The following is a 17,930-nucleotide window of genomic DNA, read 5'->3' as shown; positions in this document are numbered from 1 at the left end:
CAGCTCCGACGACGACGGCAATTCGGCAACTTCAGGCCCGACGCGCACCATCCGCGAACGACGGGCCTGCGTGCTTGGTCTTCCTATCGCAGGAAAGCTTTCCAGATTAGTTGGCGGTTGGGAGGAAAACTGACTTATTAGCTTGGAACGCATCCCTGGCTTCGATCGCGTCACCTAGTCGTCGCGTGGCGACACCTGTCAACGAGGTCGGCCGTCGCGCGTAGGAGACAATCACCACTACACAGATGCCCAGCCACAGGAGCGGTCCAAGAGATACGGTCGTGGAAACAATGGACCTGCCTGTCGTTCCGGTCACCCCGAATTGTCCCGTTATGTCACCGGCCTGGACTGGCGGGCCGGGCAGTGGGATTTGCGCTATACACAGTGCGACGGCGAGGCTCACACAAGCACCGAGCGCCCGGCGCGGATCACCGGCGGCCGCGAACTGCTCAAAGATTCCGGTTGAGGGCAGTCCGTCGGGAGCCCGCAGCATCACCGCGGCGACCGGCAGTACGAAGACAAGGTAGTAGGGCTGGCTCAACGCTGGGGCGAGACTCGCCGCGGCCAATAGCAAAACACCTGCCATCACCGGGGGAATTCGCCGCCCCAGAAACAGAACCGAAACGACCACGGCTGCCAGCACGGCGTAGCCCAGAACTGATCGTGGGCCTGCCAGGTAGCCGTCCGGCGGCATCAAGCCCGTCTGAAGCGTCTTGAGACCGTCGGGCACAAGGAGCAGCGCCTTGCCAAATGACACGTTCGACGTCGCAAGAAGTGCCTTATAGGAGCCGTTACCGTAGGCGAAGCTGTTGTGGATCGATTGCGGGATTGTTTGTGGGAAGTTGCGCGACCACAGTAGGTAAGCGGCCAGGTTGGACAGCACGACACCACCCGCCCCGATGGTCCCCCACCGCCATTGACGGGCCGCGAACAGCGCAACGCATAACATCGCGAACTGGGGCTTCACCAGCGCAGCCACGATGACCATCACCGCAACCAGACCCCATCGTCGCCGACACAGCGCCACTAAGTAGACCAACATGGCCGGCACTGCGAACCCCGCCGAATTGCCTCGGTCGATCACCATCCAAACCGGAATAGCGGCAACACTGCATGCGAGGAAAACCACGATCCGCTCAAGACCTCGTGCGCCCCGCGCCGCCCACACCGCCGGGCACAGAGTGGCGATCGTCAGGGCGAGCTGGTAACCGATCAACGAAAGCCGTTCTGCGCCCAGCCATTTACCCAGAATTCCGAAGATTAGCTGCGGCAGCATTCCAGCCGCGGGATAGTTGTTGTACGCGTACGTCAGGCCCGACCGGAGGTGCACGGGATAGCGGTCCCACGGATTGGCCTGCAGCCCTAGGTCCACCACCATCGTGTAGTCGCTGAAGCAATGCCGTCCAACTTTTGTGCTCCAGTCGAGGTAGCAATCGTCCGGCACGAAAACCAACGACGACATGACGTCGACCGAAAAGTACTGAGTTAGAACGAATCCGAACACAGCCGAAACCGCCGTCACGACGAGCACGGTGCCGAGCAGAAGAGTCCGCGCCGGTTGGCCGACGATCACCGCCGCATAATGTTTTGCTTTGGACTTCCAAATCCGAAGAAGCTCTAAGGGCCGAGTCACCCGCGTACTCCCCCGCTCTGGGCTGTCCCCACGCGCTCACACTGCCGGTTCGCCAGCTCAGCGGACGGTGTTGGCGAGGGGGCCGCAGATTTCGATCCCGTGAAAGTCCCACGTGCCCCAGCGGCGAAGAACAATCCGAGCCCCAATCCCAGCAACACAGGACCGATCAGGAGCATGACGCGTACCCCGGAGGTCGTCACGCCGGCGAACTTACCGCGAAGCCACATCCGCTTGTACTCAGCCGCATTGTCTGCGTCGGATGGGCGCAGTTCGGGTGGCAGAATCGCCCTGATATCAGGATCCCGAAGCTGATCGGCGACCAATCCTGGGTTGGGATGGATGAGATCGAATGAATGTCCTGGGCGCCGTTTCGTTAGGTCGGCCACGTTCCCTGTGGCGAAGAACGACTTAATATTTGTGACCTGTTGGGCGGCAGCCCGGCTCCAGTCGATAGCGCCGAGCTCGAATAGGTAGCCGCCCACTGCGAAGATGAATACAAGGCTGAACACCCACGCCGTAGCATATCTTACCGCATTTGCGCCGAACTTCCCTACACGGCCCCGCTCTGCGAAACAAAAGACCGCAATCAGTGCCGCCGGATAAATAAGTAGCAGAATGTCCATGTAACGTGGCGCGATATTTATCCCGCGGCCATAAGCGAGCAGCACAGCCTGAACCGTTACCCACACGGTTATTCCCAATACGAGCCATGCTCGGTCCGTCATTGCTAGGCGGCGTGCGGCCACGTACCGGCAGAACCATACCGCTGGGATCAATCCCATGATCAGTTCCGCTACGAGGAGCAATAATCCCAGAAAGAAAGTCTTTGGCGTGCTAAGCGCATGGGAATAGGTCGCTGTTGAGAGAGCCATCGCAGCGCACACCAGCAGGATAGCGGCGAGCCCTGCGTACTCGCGCCCACCGCGCTTTCGAGCACCTACGGACAACTGCACTCCCACTACGGCACCAGCAGCGACAATGCCGCTCACGCTTGCCGCGAAGGACAGGAACCCGAGAAGTGCGGCAGCCAGACCGCAATACCAACGCAGCGAGAAGGCTCTCGCACTAGCGAACGCCCATAAGGCCAGTATCCCAAATAGCACCACAAAATATATCTGGGACTGGAAGCCCCAAAGGACGTTTTCGTAGCCTCCCATGCTCGCAAACACAACGGCAACGAAGCCAACAAACAAAATTCTGCGCCGCACCGCGACGAGTGGTATTAGCAGTGCTGCGAGCAAGGTGATTGCGGCAGTATGAAGAACTGCATCTAGAATCATTTCGAGGCGCGGATTCCACTCTCCGGCTAATTCCAAATGCGCGAGCACAAGCAGCCGGGTTAAAAAGATTCGGTGCTCGTTGTGCGGAGCAATCAAGTCAGCAAACGAAAGCGTGCCCCTTAGATAGGGCGCGTAGATAATCGCTGCTTCGCCATCCCACTGGTCGACTATAGGCACGGGCGAACCGAGAGATGAGATAACGATTAATTTTGCGCCCAGGACGAAGCATGCAAGCGCGGCCAGTAATCCGAACCGGGTTGGACGCGGGTCCGCCGCATCCGCCGATTCCGCTCCGGCGTGGTGCTCATCGCCGAATGAAGTCGGCGCGACTTGCTGCACTTCCGAAAGCTCCTCTGCAGCATCCGGCGTCGAACTCTCACGCTCCACCGCGCTATGCCCCCTTAGCCACCACCTGCCTTACACCCGGTTGCTTCTTCTGTGCAGCACAGCGCTTCTCAATCAGTCGAGGCGAGATTAGTCGCCCACATCCATCCGGGTGCCGCGACCAAGCGTACGAGATTCGTCTCGCCGTTGGCGGCAAATCACTCGCCTGGTCGAAGGATCGCCCGCGCGACCAACACCATGCGCAACCGAGACTGGCCCGAGGCGCGCCCATTCGTGGAAGCTGGTAGCGGGCGTCGTCGCCCACTACCAGGTCACCATCAAAGTTGGCTTCCGCCGAGAAGATTGGTAGTCCGCGGGACTTATCCCGCAGCGGCCCCCGGCTCAAAATACGGCGCCCCAAGTCCGTGCACCGGCCGGTACCCACGCTTACGCGCCTTGGCCGCAGCCTGGCGCGCCAGCTTGTAGAGCCCGACGAAGGCGGCGTGATCGGTCAGCACCAGCGGCGTGAGCAGGCGGTTGTGCACCACCCCGATCGCCAACCCAGTCTCCGGGTCACTCCAGCCGACCGAACCGCCCAGGCCCACGTGGCCGAACCCGGGCATCACATTGCCGAACGGCAGCGCGTGATAGCCCAGGTGGAACGCCATCGGCATGAAGATGTTGTGGTCACGCGCCATGACGCGTTCACCGGTCAGGCCCGCGACCAATCGTCGGGACAGGAACCGGGTGCCGTCGACCTCTCCCCCGTTGGCGATCGCGCCGTACATCCGGGCCAGCGCGCGGGCCGTCACCACGCCGTTGGCCGCCGGGATCTCGGCGTCCAGCATGGCGTTGTCACCCTGCACCGCGGCAATGACTCCCGGGAAGTACATGGAGCGATACCCACCGGAGAAATTGTTGGCGACTTTCTGCACCGCATAGGTGAACAGCGGATTGGCCGCGATGTCCTGCGGCATGATGATCTCGGCCACCTTGGTGGGCGACTCGGCCGGCGGCCGGCCCAGGTGGAAGCCGTCGGAGTTCAGCGGTTCGGCGAGTTCCTCGCGGAACAGCACCCGCATGTCCTTGCCGGTGACCGCCCGGGCCAGTCCCGACATCAGCCAGCCGAACGTCAGCGCATGATAGGCGGGCTTGCCGAGTAGACGACCCGGGGAGGCTGCCGCCAGCCGCTCTTCCATCGCGACGTGGTTGAGCACGGTCACCTGGTCGGCGCCGCGCAGCCCGGACAGGCCCGCGGTGTGCTTCATCACCTCGCGGACGGTCATGTTCGCCTTGCCGTTGGCGCCGAAGGCGTGCCAGTACTCGGCGACCGGGGCGTCGTAGTCGATCAGACCGCGGTCGGCCAGCCGGTGGATCACCGTGGCGGCCATGCCTTTGGTCGCCGAGAACACCATCGGGGCGGTGTTCTCCGTCCACGGCACCTGCCCGTCCCGGTCCGCCCAGCCCTTCCAGACGTCCACGACCGGCTGTCCGTCCAGATAGACCGACAAAGCCCCGCCGCCGAAGCGGTGGTAGGGGAACATGCTGGAGAAAAAACGAACGACGCAACTGAATTGCGAGTCCGCGGCGCCGAACACACCATGCCCTGCGTCGGGGGCATCGTGAGGAGGAACAGCGCGGCGATCGACTCCGATGTCTACCGTCACAGATCGAATTTACTTCAACGGTCTAAGCGCTCACCGGCAAACCCCGACATATTTACCGATCTGTTAAGTCGTCGCGATCTCAAGTATTTGCTGGGCGGCTAGGGCCGGGGTCAGCTCGCCCTCACGCACCTGACGCTCGACGTCCCGGCGGGCCTTGCGGACCTGCGGGTTGGACATCAACCGGTCCAGCACCGCGTCACGCACCATCTGCCAGGTCCAGTCGACCTGCTGATCGTGGCGGCGCGCCTCGAACTGCCCGGCCTCGGTGAGCACCTTGCGGTGCTTCTCGATCGTCTCCCACAGTTCGGTCAAGCCGGTCCCCTCGACCGCGCTCATCGTCAAAACCGGTGGCCGCCAAAGTGTTTCGCGTGGATAGATCAGCCGCAACGCCCCGGACAGCTCGCGGGCGGCCAGCTTGGCGTCCTTGAGGTGCGCCCCGTCGGCCTTATTGACCACCACGATGTCGGCCAGCTCCAGCACGCCCTTCTTGATGCCCTGCAACTGATCCCCGGTGCGCGCCAGGGTCAGCAGCACGAACGTGTCGACCATGTTGGCCACCGACACCTCGGACTGCCCCACCCCCACCGTTTCGATCAGGATCACGTCGAAGCCCGCGGCCTCCAACAGCACAACGGTCTCCCGAGTGGCCTTTGCTACACCCCCCAAGGTCCCCGACGTGGGGGACGGCCGGATGTAGGCGTCGGGGTGCGTGGCCAGCTTCGCCATCCGGGTCTTGTCGCCCAGGATCGAGCCACCGGTACGCGTCGAGGACGGGTCGACCGCCAGCACGGCCAGCTTGTGCCCCTGCTCGATCACGTGTATACCCAGGGCTTCGATGGTGGTGGACTTGCCCACCCCCGGCACCCCGGTGATGCCCACCCGGTGAGCGCCCCCCGCATCGGGCAGCAGCTCCAACAGCAGCTGTTGCGCCTGCTCCCGGTGGTCGGCGCGGGTGGACTCGAGCAGGGTGATGGCCCGCGGCAGCGCGGCGCGGTCGCCGCTGCGGATGGCGTCGGCCAGGTCCTGGACCTTCATGCCGACTCACTGCCCAGGAATCGACTCTGCGCCGGCGGCGCAGTTGTTCGAGTAAGGCGCGCCCTCAGCGCAGAGTCAACGCTCAAGGGGCAACAAGTACGGCCCAGCACGCTAATCCAGGTCGTAGCCCAGCCGCTCGGCCAGCTTGTGCAGCAAGCCGATCGCCGAGTCCGCGATCACCGTCCCCGGCGGATAGATGGCCGCCGCGCCGGCCTGGTACAGCTCGTCGAAGTCGCCCGGCGGGATCACCCCGCCGACCACGATCATGATGTCGGGCCGGCCCACCTCGGCCAGCGCGTCGCGCAGCGCCGGCACCAGCGTCAGATGCCCGGCCGCCAGCGACGACACCCCGACCACGTGCACGTCGTTGTCAGCGGCTTGCCGGGCCACCTCTTCGGGCGTGGAGAACAGCGACCCGACGTCGACGTCGAACCCGATGTCGGCGAACGCGGTCGCGATCACCTTCTGGCCGCGGTCGTGACCGTCCTGGCCCATCTTGGCGATCAGGATCCTGGGCCGGCGGCCGTCGGCCTCGGCGAACTTCTCTACGAGTGCAGTGGCTTCAGCGATGTTGGGGGCCTTTCCAACTTCGTCGCGGTAGACGCCGGCGATGGTGCGGATCTCGGCCTGGTGGCGTCCGTAGACCTTCTCCAGCGCATCGGAGATCTCGCCGACGGTGGCCTTGTGCCGGGCGGCGTTGATGGCCAGCGCCATCAGGTTATTGCCCAGCCCGTCCTCACCGGCCGGACCCTGTGCGGCAGCGGCGCGGGTGAGCTCAGCCAGCGCGGCCTCGACCGCCTTGGTGTCCCGATTCGCCCGCAGCTCTTTGAGCTTGGCGAGCTGCTCGGCACGCACCCGGCTGTTCTCGACCTTGAGCACCTCGATCTCTTGGTCCTCTTCGACCTGGTACTTGTTCACCCCGATCACCGGCTGCTGCCCGGAGTCGATGCGCGCCTGGGTCCGGGCAGCGGCCTCCTCGATGCGCAGCTTGGGAATGCCCTCGCTGATCGCCTGGGCCATACCGCCGTACTCGGCGACCTCCTCGATGTGCGCGCGGGCTTTCTGGGCGAGCTGGTGGGTCAGCCACTCCACGTAGTACGAGCCCGCCCACGGGTCGATCGGGCGGGTGGTGCCCGACTCCTGCTGCAACACCAGCTGGGTGTTACGCGCGATGCGCGCGGAGAAGTCGGTGGGCAGCGCCAGCGCCTCGTCCAAGGCGTTGGTGTGCAGCGACTGGGTGTGGCCCTGGGTGGCGGCCATCGCCTCGATGCAGGTGCGGGCGACGTTGTTGAACACGTCCTGGGCGGTCAGCGACCAGCCGGAGGTCTGCGAATGGGTGCGCAGCGACAGCGATTTCGCGCTCTTGGGGTCGAACTTGGCGACCAACTCGCTCCACAGCAGCCGGCCCGCCCGCAGCTTGGCCACTTCCATGAAGAAGTTCATCCCGATGCCCCAGAAGAAGGACAGCCGCGGCGCGAACTTGTCGATGTCCAGCCCGGCGTCCAGGCCCGCCTTGATGTACTCCACGCCGTCGGCCAGGGTGTAGGCCAGCTCCAAATCGGCTGTGGCCCCGGCCTCCTGGATGTGGTAGCCGGAGATCGAGATCGAGTTGAACTTCGGCATCTTGGCGCTGGTGTAGGCGAAGATGTCGGAAATGATCCGCATGGACGGCTTGGGCGGATAGATGTAGGTGTTGCGTACCATGAACTCTTTGAGGATGTCGTTCTGGATGGTGCCGGCCAGCTTCTCCGGGGGCACCCCCTGCTCCTCGGCGGCCACCACGTACAGCGCCAGGATCGGCAGCACCGCGCCGTTCATCGTCATCGACACGCTCACCGTCGACAGGTCGATCCCGTCGAACAGCTGCCGCATGTCCAGGATGGAATCGATTGCCACACCGGCCATTCCGACGTCGCCCTGCACGCGCGGGTGGTCGGAGTCGTAGCCGCGGTGGGTGGCCAGGTCGAAGGCCACCGACAGGCCCTTCTGGCCGGCGGCCAGGTTGCGGCGGTAGAACGCATTCGATTCGGCGGCGGTGGAGAAGCCCGCGTACTGCCGGATGGTCCACGGCTGGTTGACGTACATGGTCGGATAGGGCCCACGCACGAACGGCGGCTCGCCGGGGAAGCTGTTGAGCGGGTAGCCCTGCTCGCCGGCGGCGTTGCGGTCTTCGGCGATGTAGACGGGTTTGACGTCGATGCCCTCGGGGGTTTCCCACACCAGTTGGTCAGGGGTGTACCAGTGGGCTTTCGCGGCGGCCTCGACGTGCGCTTTCACGTCGGCTTCGGTGGGCTTGTCGATAGTCTTGTCACCGCTCAGCGGGACGTCGGCGAAACTCCCTATCGAAGGAACCGTCGTCGTCATGCTAGGCCCCCAATCGAGTCAGTAGATCCGAAAGCACTTGCACTGCATTGATTTTCATGGTCAAGAAGTCGTCGGGCCGGTTTTCGGCGTCGGCCACGGCCTGCTCGGGCCCGGCCAGGTAGACCCGCTCGAGACCCGCGGCGCGGGCGGCGGCCACCACCTCGGAGGCTTCGTCGGCGTAGCGCTTGTCGGTGCCGCAGATCACCGCGACCTTCAGCGAATCAGCCGATCGGACCGCCTGGGCGACACCCGCGGCGTCGACGGTGCCCGGGTTGACCGCCTCGATGCCACCGGAGGCCAACAGGTTGGACGCGAACGTGGTGCGGATGTTGTGCTCGGCCAGCGGGCCCAGCGGCAACAACAGCACCTGCGGTCGCACCTGGTGCTCGGCGAAATAGACATCCGAGCGATCCCGCAGCGCCTCGAACTCGGCCGCGTACCGGATGACGTGCCCGGCGCGGCCCATCGAATCACCTTGCGGCAGCGGCGCTTCCCCCAGGTTGGGGAACTCGTTGACGCCGGTGATGGCGATGCGGCGATGTGCGATGTCGTCGGCGCGTCTGGCCGCCAGCTCGTCCAGCTGGGCTTTGAGGTAGTCGCGGGCCTCGGCGAATCCGCCGTGCGACTCGATGGACTGGAAGTGCTGCCAGGCCTGTTCGGCCAGCTGCTTGGTGAGGTCTTCGACGAACCACGATCCGCCGGCAGGATCGAGCACCCGGCCGACATGCGACTCCTCGAGCAGCAGCAGCTGGGTGTTGCGGGCGATGCGGCGCGCGAAGCTGGTGGCCGTGCCCGGCCAGCCGCCGGGGATCGCCACGTCGAACGCGTACACCAGCACGGTATCGGCGCCGCCCACCCCGGCGCCGAACGCCGCCAGCGTGGTGCGCAGCATGTTCACCCACGGGTCGCGCTGGGTCATCATCGGCAGCGACGTCTCGGCGTGCACGACGGCGGCGCCGCCGTCGGGGTCGCCGGCCACCTCGGCAACACGCGCCCACAGCTGCCGCACGGCGCGCATCTTGGCCAGCGTCATGAACTGGTCGTCGTCGGCGGAAAGCCGGAAACTGATCTGCCGCAACGCATCCGACACCGACAGCCCGGATTCGGTGAGCAGCCGCAGGTAGGCCACCCCCGCGGCGATGGTGGCCGCAAGCTCCCAGGCGGCGGTGGCGCCCAAGTTGTTGAAGGCAGGCCCGTCGACGGTGATCGCGCGCACCCCGTGTTTGCCGGCAGCGCGTCCAGCAACCGCGATCACCTCTTCGACGCTCGGGGCGTCGCGGTCGCTGAGCACCGCCGTCAGGGGGTCGGCACCCAGGTCCACCGACACCGTCGCGCGCTGGTCCTCCGCCACGGCGTCCACCAGGGTCAGCATCGCCTCGGCGGTGGCAACGTACTCGGCGCCGGCGTCCAGGATCACCGGCACCATGCTCAGGTACACGCCGTCCAGCAGCGTCCCGAGGTCGGCGGACGCCACCCCGGACTCCCCCACCCGGATCAGCAGCGCGCTGACCCCGTCGCCGAGGGCGGCCAGCAGCGCCGAGTTTGCCTCCCCGGCGGCCAGGCCCGGCAGCGGGAACGCCTCGGCGACCTTCCAGCCGGACTTGACGTCGCGCGTCGGGTCGCCGCCCCGCAGGAACGGCCAGTGGCCGGGCAGCGGCGGCTCGGGCAATTCGTCGAACACCGTGTAGAGCGGGTGGATGACGAACCCGTCATAGGTCGGCGTATCCAGCCGGTGCTCGGGTTCCTCGCCCAACTCGGCCGGGTCGGTTCGGGTGCTCTTGGCCAGCACTCCGGCGACCGCACTGCGCCAACGACCGCGGACCTCCTCGAGGTCCGCCAGCTCGGGTACGTCAATGGACACCGACGGCTCCTGTTTTCCCAGTTGTCGGGGGTAGGTGACTTGCAAATCAGGCTAAATGATCGGCGTCGCAAAACAGCAATCGCATCGGGTCCGGCCCGCCCGCGTTGTGATGCGAAACGCCAGCCGAAGGCAACTCGGTATTCACCCGCGCCCCGTACCCTTGGCAACCGTGACCTCCCCCGCGATCAGCAAAACCACCGATACCGTGCGCGGCATCGGGTCGGCGCTGCGCGGCGCGCTGCGGCAGGCGTCGCGGCCCCGACTGGTGTTCACCGTGGCGGGAATCACAATCCTGGTGGCCGTCGCGCTGCTGGTTCCGCTGCCGACGGCGCTCGAGATGCGCGACTGGGCACGCTCGGTAGGGCCGTGGTTCCCGCTGGCGTTCTGGCTGGTCCACGCCGTCGTCACGGTGCCGCCCTTCCCGCGCACCGCGTTCACCATCGCCGCCGGGCTGCTGTTCGGGCCGGTGATCGGAGTGGCGATCGCGGTGTCGGCCAGCACGGCCAGCGCGGTGTTGGCATTGCTGCTGGTGCGCGCCACCGGGTGGCGCCTGCATCGCCTGGATCGCCGGCGCGTGGTGGCGCGCCTGGACGAGCGGCTGCGTGAGCGCGGCTGGCTGGCCATCCTGTCGCTGCGGTTCATCCCCGCGGTGCCGTTCGCGGCGATCAACTACGCCGCCGGAGCTTCGGCGGTGCGGGTGGCGCCCTACCTGGCCGCCACCATCGTCGGCCTGCTGCCCGGCACCGCCGCGGTGGTGATTCTGGGCAACGCGTTCGCCGGCGACGGCAATCCGCTGCTGGTGCTGGTGTCGGTGTGTACCGGCGCGCTGGGGTTGTGCGGGCTGATCTATGAGGTCCGTAAGTACCGGCAGCATCATGCGGCTCAGCACGCCGTCGAACGCGAGCCCGTCCGCTCGGTTTGAACGGGCCTGCCGTTCCCTGAAGGATCGACCTCATGGTCGGTGCGTTCGCCCACATGACGCCGCAGGCGTCGCTGCGCGCCATCCTGCTCGGCGCCGGCGCACTGGTGTGTCTGGTGGTGGCGTCCTGGCCTCTAACCGCCAACCGGCACGACGCCGACCAGCGCACCTACAGCTGGCGGCTTTCGGTCGTCGCGCTGCTCAGTGCGGCAGCGTTTGTGGCCGCGATCCTCTTACCCGACCACCGCGCGCCGTCACCGCCGCGGGACGACCCGGCGATCGCCTTCCCCGTCCCGCTGCCCGCGGCGACCGGCATCGGCCCGGGCACCGCCATCGCCGTCCGCTTCGCCGACGGCACCGGCGGAATGACTTGCACCGCAGGGTTTTTGGTGCGCGAACAGAGCGGGCAGACCGGGGTGCTCACTGCCGGGCACTGCAACAAGCCCGGCGAAGCGAGCAGGGTGACCATCAACTCCGCCACCAAGTCCTACGTGACCGTGGGCACCTTCGACCAGACCGTCAGCGAAGGAACCCACGGCGAACAACACGACATCGGACTGATCACACTCGACGCCGACCAGATCCCGCAGACGCCGGCGATCATGGCATCGATGCCGGTGGCGCGCGTCGCGGAGAACCTGCAGATCGGCCAGCAGCTGTGCAAGTTCGGCATGAAGACCGGCCGGGTGGAATGCGGGCAGATCACCGACGTCACCGACAGCAAGGTGGTGTTCCTGGCGGCCAGCCAGTGCGGCGACTCCGGCGGCCCGGTCTACCTGATCCAGCGCGACGGCGCCGTCGCCGTCGGGATCCACATCCGCGGCGGACGTCAAAATGACCCCAACCCCAGCTGTTCGACGCCGGCCACGTTCTCGGTGGCCGAGCTGTTACGGCCGTGGCTGGATCAGTGGGGCCTGGACGTCGTCACGAGTTGACTCGGCTCCGCTGAGCGCTCCGATTTTCGAGGGGTGCGATCACCTTCGCGGCGGCAGCTCCAGGCTCAGCCGGAACCGCGCGCCGCCGTCGTGCGGCACGCACACCAAATCGCCGCCATGCGCGCGGGCCAGCGCCCGGGCGATCGACAGCCCCAGTCCGGCGCCGCCGTGGTCGCGGGCCCGGTCTGCGTCCAGACGCACCAATCGTTCGAAGATGCGGCGGCGCTCGTCGTCGGGGACGCCCGGACCGGTGTCGGTGACGGTGACGACGGCCGCGCTGTCCGCACTCAGGTCGACGGTGATCGATCCGCCCGGCGGGGTGTGCCGGCGGGCGTTCTCCAGCAGGTTGGACAGGATCTGCGCGATGCGGGTCGGATCGGCCTCGACGTTCAGCGTCGCCAAACCGGTGCGCACGATGGAGAGCTGCGGGGCCAGCATCGTCGCTCGCTGCACCTCGGCGTCGACGATGGCGCCCAGGTCGGTGTCCTGCCGGTCCAGCACCAGCCCGGCGTCGATGCGGCTCAGGTCGAGCATGTCGGCGACCAGCCGCCCGGCCCGCCGCGCATCGGACTGCAGCAGGCTGGCCCGCCGACGCTGCGCGTCCTCGACGTCGCTCTGGTGGGCCGCCAGTTGTTCGGCGGCGGCCTGGATGCCTGCGATCGGGGTACGCAACTCGTGCGCGGCGTCGGCGAGGAACTGGCGGGTCGCCGCTTCGGCGCGCTGCGCGGTGTCGGCGGCCTGTCGGGCCCGCAGCTCGGAGTCCTCCAGCGCGTCCAACATCCCATCGAAAGCGGTTGCCGCACGGCCTAATTCGGTATTGGCCCGGGAGGGTCGGAGGCGCCGGCCGCGGTCGCCGGTGGAGATGTCCCTGGCCAGTGCGGTGAGTCGCTCCAACGGGCGCAGCGCGGCCCGGCTGATCGCGACCAGCAGCACCGCGGCCAGCAGCAGTGTCGCCAGGCCGGCGCCGAACATGATCTGCCGGAGCTGACGGGTGACCTGCGTGGTCTGGGTGGTGTCGGCGACCAGGATCAGCCGGGCGCCGTCGGGCAGCGGGTGCACGACGACGGTCGCGGTGGCGTCGCGCGGGGTGGGCGGCGGGGGCGGCAGCCCCGACGGCGGCGGCGGCAGGTTCGACGGGAGCGGCGGCAGGTTCGACGGCAGCGGCCCGTGCGGATGGCCCGGCGGTGGTGGCGGAAACGGCGGCGGGACCGTGGAGCCCGCTTTGGTGTCGGGGCTGATGCCGGGATCGCCGTAGGTGACGCCGTCGGCCATCACCACCAGCGCACGCACGCTGCCGCCGTTGAGCTGGGCGGCTAGCAGGTCGGGCGGCGTGCCGGCGGCCACCAGCGCATCGGCACGCGACGTCGCGGCCAGCAACCGGTCGTGCAGGTTGCGTTCGGCCTGAGTGCGGAGCATGAAGTCGACCGTGCCGCCCAGCACCCCCAACAGCACCGCCAGTAGCGCCACCACCAGCACAATCACCCGCCGCTGCAGCGACGGTGTCGCGGTGACCGGATCCGTCACGATCGCGGCGGCTGCAGCCGGTAACCGATACCGCGAACCGTGTGCAGGATCCGCGGCCCGTGCGCTTCCAGCTTGCGCCGCAACCCGCTGACATGCACCTGCACCAGGTTGGGGTCGTAGGCGTCGTATCCCCATACCGCGCTGAGGATCTGGGTGGCGCTGACGATCCGGCCGCGCTGTTCGACCAGGAATTCCAGCAGCCGCAATTCGGTGGCGGTCAGGTCCAGCGGATGCCCGGCGCGCGCCGCTACCCCGGCGTCGACGTCGAGCAACAGGTCGCCGAACTGCACCACCTTGGGCAGCCGCCCCCGTCGGCGCAGCACCGCACCGACCCGCGACACGAGTTCGGCGAGCTCGAACGGCTTGACCACGTAGTCGTCGGCGCCGCCGTCCAGGCCACGTAGCCGGTCGGGCAGGCCGTCACGGGCGGTGATCATCACGATGCCGACGTCGCCCCACTGGCGGACGACGTCGATCAGCTCGAAGCCGTCCCGGCCCGGCAGCATCACGTCGAGCACCACCAGGTCAGGCCGCAGCCCCTCCAGTGCTTCTTCCAATCCTGTTCCGTCACAACGGGAATCGGTGTGATAGCCGACGTCGGCCAGCGCCTCGGTGACCATTTCGCGGATCGTCTCGGAGTCCTCGACCACCAGCACCCGGGGTGTGCCGACGCTGAACTGATCGGTCGCCTTGCCGGTGCGGTCCGCTCGAGTCATAACCCCCATTGTTCATACTCGGCGCGCCGACTGGCCCCGCGCCGCGACTCAACGACCCATTCTTCAGCTTTGCTTCAAGTTCGGCTCCTACCGTCGCGATCACCACACATTCGGATGAAAGAGGAGTCACATGACCTCCGACGACCACGCGTCCGCTGCCGACCCGGCAGCCGTCGCACCCGCACCCGCCGCAGTTGCACCCGCAGCCCCGGCGGCTCCCCCGGCGCCTGTCGCCCCAGCGGCCGAACAGCGCCGCTACTCGACCCGCATCGTGCTCGGCGCGGGCCTGCTGGGCGGCTTCATCGGGTCGCTGTTCACCGCAGGCGCCGCCGTGCTGTTCATGGCCTTCGGGGCGCCCCCGCCGCCGCCGGGACCGGGCTTCGGGCCGCCGGGAGCAGCGCAGTTCGGCCATCACGGCTTCGGCGGCCCGGGCGGGCCAGGCGGGCCGATGATGGCCGGACCGCACGGCCCGATGGGGCCCGGTGGCCCCGGCATGATGCCCCCGCCGCCGTTCCCGGGCGGGCCTCCCCCGATGGGCGGCCCCGGTGGCCCCGGCGGGCCTGGTGGACCCGGTGGACCTGGCCAATCCGGCCAGCAACCCCCCGGACCGGCCTCACCGTCGACCGGGCCCAGCCCGTCGGCGACGCCCCCACGGTAAGCCGGCCGGCCGAGCGGTCCTGGCGGTGAAATCCCGCCGGACCGCTCGAACGTCGGCTAGCCAGCCGGGTCGGCGTCCGGGCCCTTGACCGTCATCGCCGCGAACAACGCCAGGAACGTCGCGGCCGGAAGCGTGTTGGCGATCGTGTCGCGCACCCGGACGTGCGCGCCGACGGCCAGGATGAAATACAGCGTCAGCATCGCCGTTGTCAGCCGCGCCAACCCCGGAAACCGGGTCACCGAGGCCAGACCCACCGCTGCGGCGGTCTTCACCACCGGAAATATCGGCCGGATGCTCTCCGGGCACTCGACGGTGTCCAGGGCCTTCTTGACCGGCGGGGCTTCGACGGCACACAGCACCGCGTCGACGGCGTGGAAGGCGGCCAGACCGGCATAGGTTTTCGGGGAAGTCAGAGCGCTCATTGCTCGATCCTATTGACCAAGCTCGGGCGGCATACCCACCGGATTGCGGGCCACGTTGCCGGGGAGGGCGTCGGTGCTGGTTCTCGCTTGGGAAATCGCCGGCCCGGTGTCAGTGGTGAACCAGTCGGCGACCTCGTCGTCGGCATCGTCGGCCGGCGCCGGGGTGTCGTCGGGGGGCGACGGTTCGAACCGGAACACCCCGTCCTCGCCCTGCTTGCCGAGCAAGCGGGTGAACCCCTGCAGCGCGGCGTTGAAATCGCTGGGCACAACCCACACCTTGTTGGCGTCGCCGCGCGCCATCTCCGGCAGCGTCTGCAGATACTGGTAGGCCAGCATCTCCGGCGTCGGGCGGCCCGCCTTGATGGCGGCGAACGTCTTCTCGATCGCCTTGGCCTGCCCTTGGGCCCGCAGATACGCGGCGGCGCGCTCACCCTGGGCCCGCAGCACCCGGGACTGCCGGTCTGCCTCGGCGGCCAGAATGGCGGCCTGCTTAGCGCCCTCGGCGGCCAGGATCTGCGATTGCTTCTGTCCCTCGGCCTGCATGATCGCCGCCTGCCGGGTGCCCTCGGCCGTCAGGATCATCGCCCGCTTCTCCCGGTCGGCCTTCATCTGCTTTTCCATCGAGGCCTGGATGGACGGCGGCGGGTCGATGCTGCGCAACTCCACCCGGGCGACCCGCAGGCCCCAGCGTCCGGTCGCCTCGTCGAGCACGCCGCGCAGCTGGGCGTTGATCTGGTCGCGGGACGTCAGCGTCTGTTCCAGGGTCATGCCGCCGACGACGTTGCGCAGCGTGGTGGTGGTGAGCTGCTCCACGCCGACGATGTAGTTACTGATCTCGTACACCGCCGCCTGCGGGACGGTGACCTGAAAGTAGACGACGGTGTCGATGTTCAGCGTCAGGTTGTCCTCGGTGATGACGGGCTGCGGCGGGAAGGACACCACCCGCTCCCGCAGGTCCACCCGGGCCCGGATGCGGTCGATGAACGGCACCAACAGCGAGCTGCCCGCTGACCGTGCGGCTGTACCGCCCCAGCCGCTCGATCACGGCGGCTTCGGCCTGCGGTATCAGGGCCACCGATTTGGCCACGATCACGATGGTGAACGCGACCAATACGAGGAGGAACACCAGAACTGCCAGACCCATGGGACTTCCTTCCGCTACGCGTTCTTGAAGACCACTGCAGTGGCGCCGTCGATGTGCACGACGGTGACCGACTGACCCGGCTCGTAGACGTCGCCGTCGTTGAGTGGACGCGCCGTCCAGACCTGACCGTCGAGCTTGACCTGGCCGTTGTCGTGCGCGACCCGGTCGAGCACCACCGCGTTCTTGCCCTCCAACGCCTTGACCCCCATCACCGGGGTCTTGGCGGGCGTCAACCGCCGCCGCAGGGTCGGCCGGACCGTGGCCAACAGCAGCACCGAGACGACCAGGAACACCAGCCCGTCGGCCCACAGCGGCCAGTCCGTCAGCCAACTGGCCGTTGCCGCGGCCAACGCACCGCCGCCGAGCATCAGCAGAAACATGTCGCCGGTGAGGGCTTCGGCACCGACGAGAACCAACGCTCCGATTAGCCAGACCAGCGCGACGGGCATGGGCACAGAATACGCGCGGTCCCCGACAAACCACCTCAACGGCGGCGAGCCACTACACTGCGAGACCATGTGGTGCCCGAGTGTCTCGCTGTCGATGTGGGCCAATGCCTGGCTCGCCGGAAAGGCCGCGCCCGACGACGTCCTCGACGCGTTATCCCTTTGGGCGCCAAGGCAATCCGTTGCCGCCTACGATGCGGTTGCCGCGGGTCACACCGGATTACCGTGGCCGGACGTGAGCGACGCCGGGACGGTGTGTCTGCTGCAGACGCTGCGTGGGGCGGTCGGGCGCTCGCCGGCGCCGTCGTCGTCGTCGCTGCGCGGCACCATCAACGTGGTGCTACCGGTGCCCGGTGACGTGCGCGGCCTTTTTGCCGGGACACAGTTTGCCAGCGACGCACTGACCGCCGGCGAGGCGGTGATCATCAGCCATCCGGGCGACCCGAACACCGCGATCGGCCTGGTCCCTGACTTCACCTACAGCGACATCGACGACGACACCGACAGCGGCGAACCCGAACTGCTTGCGCTGACCTGGATGGTGTACTCGCTGCCCGGGCCGCCGGCGTACGACTGCCACGACCTCGGCGGCGCCGAATACGCGCTGCGGTCGGCGGTCCGGTCGGCCGCCGACGCGTTGAGCGCGATGGGTCTGGGATCTGCCAGCGGCGTGGAGAATCCACGCGGACTCGTCGAGCAGATGCTGGAATCGGCACGGCAACACCGGGTTCCGGATCACGCGCCCACCCGGGCCCTGCGGGTGCTGGAGAATGCCGCGCACGTCGATGCGATCATCGCGGTCAGCGCCGGATCGAGCCGGCCGTCGGACCGGGTGACCGCCGCACCGGAATTGGCTGGGATGCAATCGTCTTCGGCGGGACGGATCGCGACCGACGCGCTGCGGCCGCTGACCGCAGTGGTGCGCTCGGCGCGCATGGCCGCAGTCGACGCGATCCTGGCGTCCGCCTGGACCGACTAGCCCGATCTCGGCGCGCATGGCCG

General features: G+C 67.5%; 13 protein-coding genes and 2 pseudogenes. 4 read left to right on the top strand and 11 right to left on the bottom strand.

Annotated features, from left to right (window positions below; translation table 11 throughout):
• Positions 1-106: 106 nt before the first annotated feature.
• The 6 genes and pseudogenes from MKCMC460_RS13200 to mutA form a co-directional block, all read right to left on the bottom strand.
• A complete protein-coding gene (locus MKCMC460_RS13200; protein ID WP_238305832.1) occupies positions 107-1,573 on the bottom strand; it encodes a DUF2029 domain-containing protein in 1,467 nt (488 codons plus the stop codon).
• 56 nt (positions 1,574-1,629) lie between these two features.
• Entirely contained in the window at positions 1,630-3,300 is a 1,671-nt protein-coding gene (locus MKCMC460_RS13195) for a hypothetical protein (RefSeq protein WP_236975668.1), read from the bottom strand.
• Positions 3,301-3,617: 317 nt separating this feature from the next.
• Positions 3,618-4,904: a serine hydrolase domain-containing protein gene (locus tag MKCMC460_RS13190; protein ID WP_236975671.1), complete on the bottom strand. Its 1,287-nt coding sequence runs from the start codon at positions 4,902-4,904 to the stop codon at positions 3,618-3,620.
• A gap of 52 nt (positions 4,905-4,956) precedes the next feature.
• Positions 4,957-5,939: pseudogene (gene meaB, locus MKCMC460_RS13185) on the bottom strand (methylmalonyl Co-A mutase-associated GTPase MeaB).
• A 111-nt stretch (positions 5,940-6,050) separates the two neighbouring features.
• Positions 6,051-8,303 carry a methylmalonyl-CoA mutase gene (scpA, locus tag MKCMC460_RS13180; protein WP_236975678.1) on the bottom strand — a complete coding sequence of 751 codons (2,253 nt, stop codon included), beginning with the start codon at positions 8,301-8,303 and terminating at the stop codon, positions 6,051-6,053.
• A gap of 1 nt (position 8,304) precedes the next feature.
• Positions 8,305-10,164 (bottom strand): methylmalonyl-CoA mutase small subunit, encoded by a 1,860-nt coding sequence (mutA, locus tag MKCMC460_RS13175; RefSeq protein WP_238305829.1) that lies wholly within the window; start codon positions 10,162-10,164, stop codon positions 8,305-8,307.
• A gap of 169 nt (positions 10,165-10,333) precedes the next feature.
• Between mutA and MKCMC460_RS13170 the strand changes: the two genes are divergently transcribed.
• Both MKCMC460_RS13170 and MKCMC460_RS13165 read left to right on the top strand, forming a co-directional pair.
• Entirely contained in the window at positions 10,334-11,086 is a 753-nt protein-coding gene (locus tag MKCMC460_RS13170) for a TVP38/TMEM64 family protein (protein WP_236975682.1), read from the top strand.
• Between the two features lie 32 nt (positions 11,087-11,118).
• Positions 11,119-12,018 (top strand): S1 family peptidase, encoded by a 900-nt coding sequence (locus tag MKCMC460_RS13165; RefSeq protein ID WP_238305827.1) that lies wholly within the window; start codon positions 11,119-11,121, stop codon positions 12,016-12,018.
• Positions 12,019-12,057: 39 nt separating this feature from the next.
• Here MKCMC460_RS13165 and MKCMC460_RS13160 read toward each other — a convergent pair whose 3' ends face one another.
• Together MKCMC460_RS13160 and MKCMC460_RS13155 are read right to left on the bottom strand one after the other, a co-directional pair.
• Complete coding sequence (locus MKCMC460_RS13160) at positions 12,058-13,542, bottom strand: cell wall metabolism sensor histidine kinase WalK (protein WP_238305824.1); 1,485 nt, start codon at positions 13,540-13,542, stop codon at positions 12,058-12,060.
• Entirely contained in the window at positions 13,539-14,267 is a 729-nt protein-coding gene (locus tag MKCMC460_RS13155) for a response regulator transcription factor (protein ID WP_370653123.1), read from the bottom strand. Before MKCMC460_RS13155 ends, MKCMC460_RS13160 begins: the two co-directional genes overlap by 4 nt.
• Positions 14,268-14,388: 121 nt before the next feature.
• Between MKCMC460_RS13155 and MKCMC460_RS13150 the strand changes: the two genes are divergently transcribed.
• Complete coding sequence (locus tag MKCMC460_RS13150) at positions 14,389-14,916, top strand: hypothetical protein (protein ID WP_238305821.1); 528 nt, start codon at positions 14,389-14,391, stop codon at positions 14,914-14,916.
• 56 nt (positions 14,917-14,972) lie between these two features.
• Here the strand turns inward: MKCMC460_RS13150 and MKCMC460_RS13145 are convergent, their stop codons facing one another.
• The 3 genes and pseudogenes from MKCMC460_RS13145 to MKCMC460_RS13135 form a co-directional block, all read right to left on the bottom strand.
• Positions 14,973-15,338: a DoxX family protein gene (locus MKCMC460_RS13145; RefSeq protein ID WP_236975705.1), complete on the bottom strand. Its 366-nt coding sequence runs from the start codon at positions 15,336-15,338 to the stop codon at positions 14,973-14,975.
• Positions 15,339-15,347: 9 nt separating this feature from the next.
• Positions 15,348-16,482, bottom strand: a pseudogene (locus tag MKCMC460_RS13140) (SPFH domain-containing protein).
• A 14-nt stretch (positions 16,483-16,496) separates the two neighbouring features.
• The gene (locus MKCMC460_RS13135) at positions 16,497-16,931 is read right to left on the bottom strand and encodes an NfeD family protein (protein ID WP_236975707.1); all 435 of its coding nucleotides are present in this window, start codon (positions 16,929-16,931) and stop codon (positions 16,497-16,499) included.
• Between the two features lie 67 nt (positions 16,932-16,998).
• Here MKCMC460_RS13135 and MKCMC460_RS13130 point away from each other — a divergent pair, with 67 nt between their 5' ends.
• On the top strand, positions 16,999-17,907 hold the full coding sequence (locus MKCMC460_RS13130; protein ID WP_236975709.1) for a hypothetical protein: 909 nt from the start codon (positions 16,999-17,001) through the stop codon (positions 17,905-17,907).
• The last annotated feature ends 23 nt before the right edge of the window (positions 17,908-17,930 follow it).

Source organism: Mycobacterium sp. 20KCMC460 (assembly GCF_022179425.1).
Classification (GTDB): Bacteria; Actinomycetota; Actinomycetes; order Mycobacteriales; family Mycobacteriaceae; genus Mycobacterium; species Mycobacterium kiyosense.
The sequence above is the reverse complement of the archived record's forward strand: the minus strand, read 5'-3'. Positions and strand labels throughout refer to the sequence as shown.

Coding starts and splice junctions, on each gene's coding strand:
- MKCMC460_RS13155 (WP_370653123.1), bottom strand. CDS start 14,267: ATGGGGGTTATGACTCGAGCGGACCGCACCGGCAAGGCGACCGATCAG.
- MKCMC460_RS13150 (WP_238305821.1), top strand. CDS start 14,389: ATGACCTCCGACGACCACGCGTCCGCTGCCGACCCGGCAGCCGTCGCA.
- MKCMC460_RS13135 (WP_236975707.1), bottom strand. CDS start 16,931: ATGCCCGTCGCGCTGGTCTGGCTAATCGGAGCGTTGGTTCTCGTCGGT.
- MKCMC460_RS13130 (WP_236975709.1), top strand. CDS start 16,999: ATGTGGTGCCCGAGTGTCTCGCTGTCGATGTGGGCCAATGCCTGGCTC.
- MKCMC460_RS13165 (WP_238305827.1), top strand. CDS start 11,119: ATGGTCGGTGCGTTCGCCCACATGACGCCGCAGGCGTCGCTGCGCGCC.
- MKCMC460_RS13145 (WP_236975705.1), bottom strand. CDS start 15,338: ATGAGCGCTCTGACTTCCCCGAAAACCTATGCCGGTCTGGCCGCCTTC.
- scpA (WP_236975678.1), bottom strand. CDS start 8,303: ATGACGACGACGGTTCCTTCGATAGGGAGTTTCGCCGACGTCCCGCTG.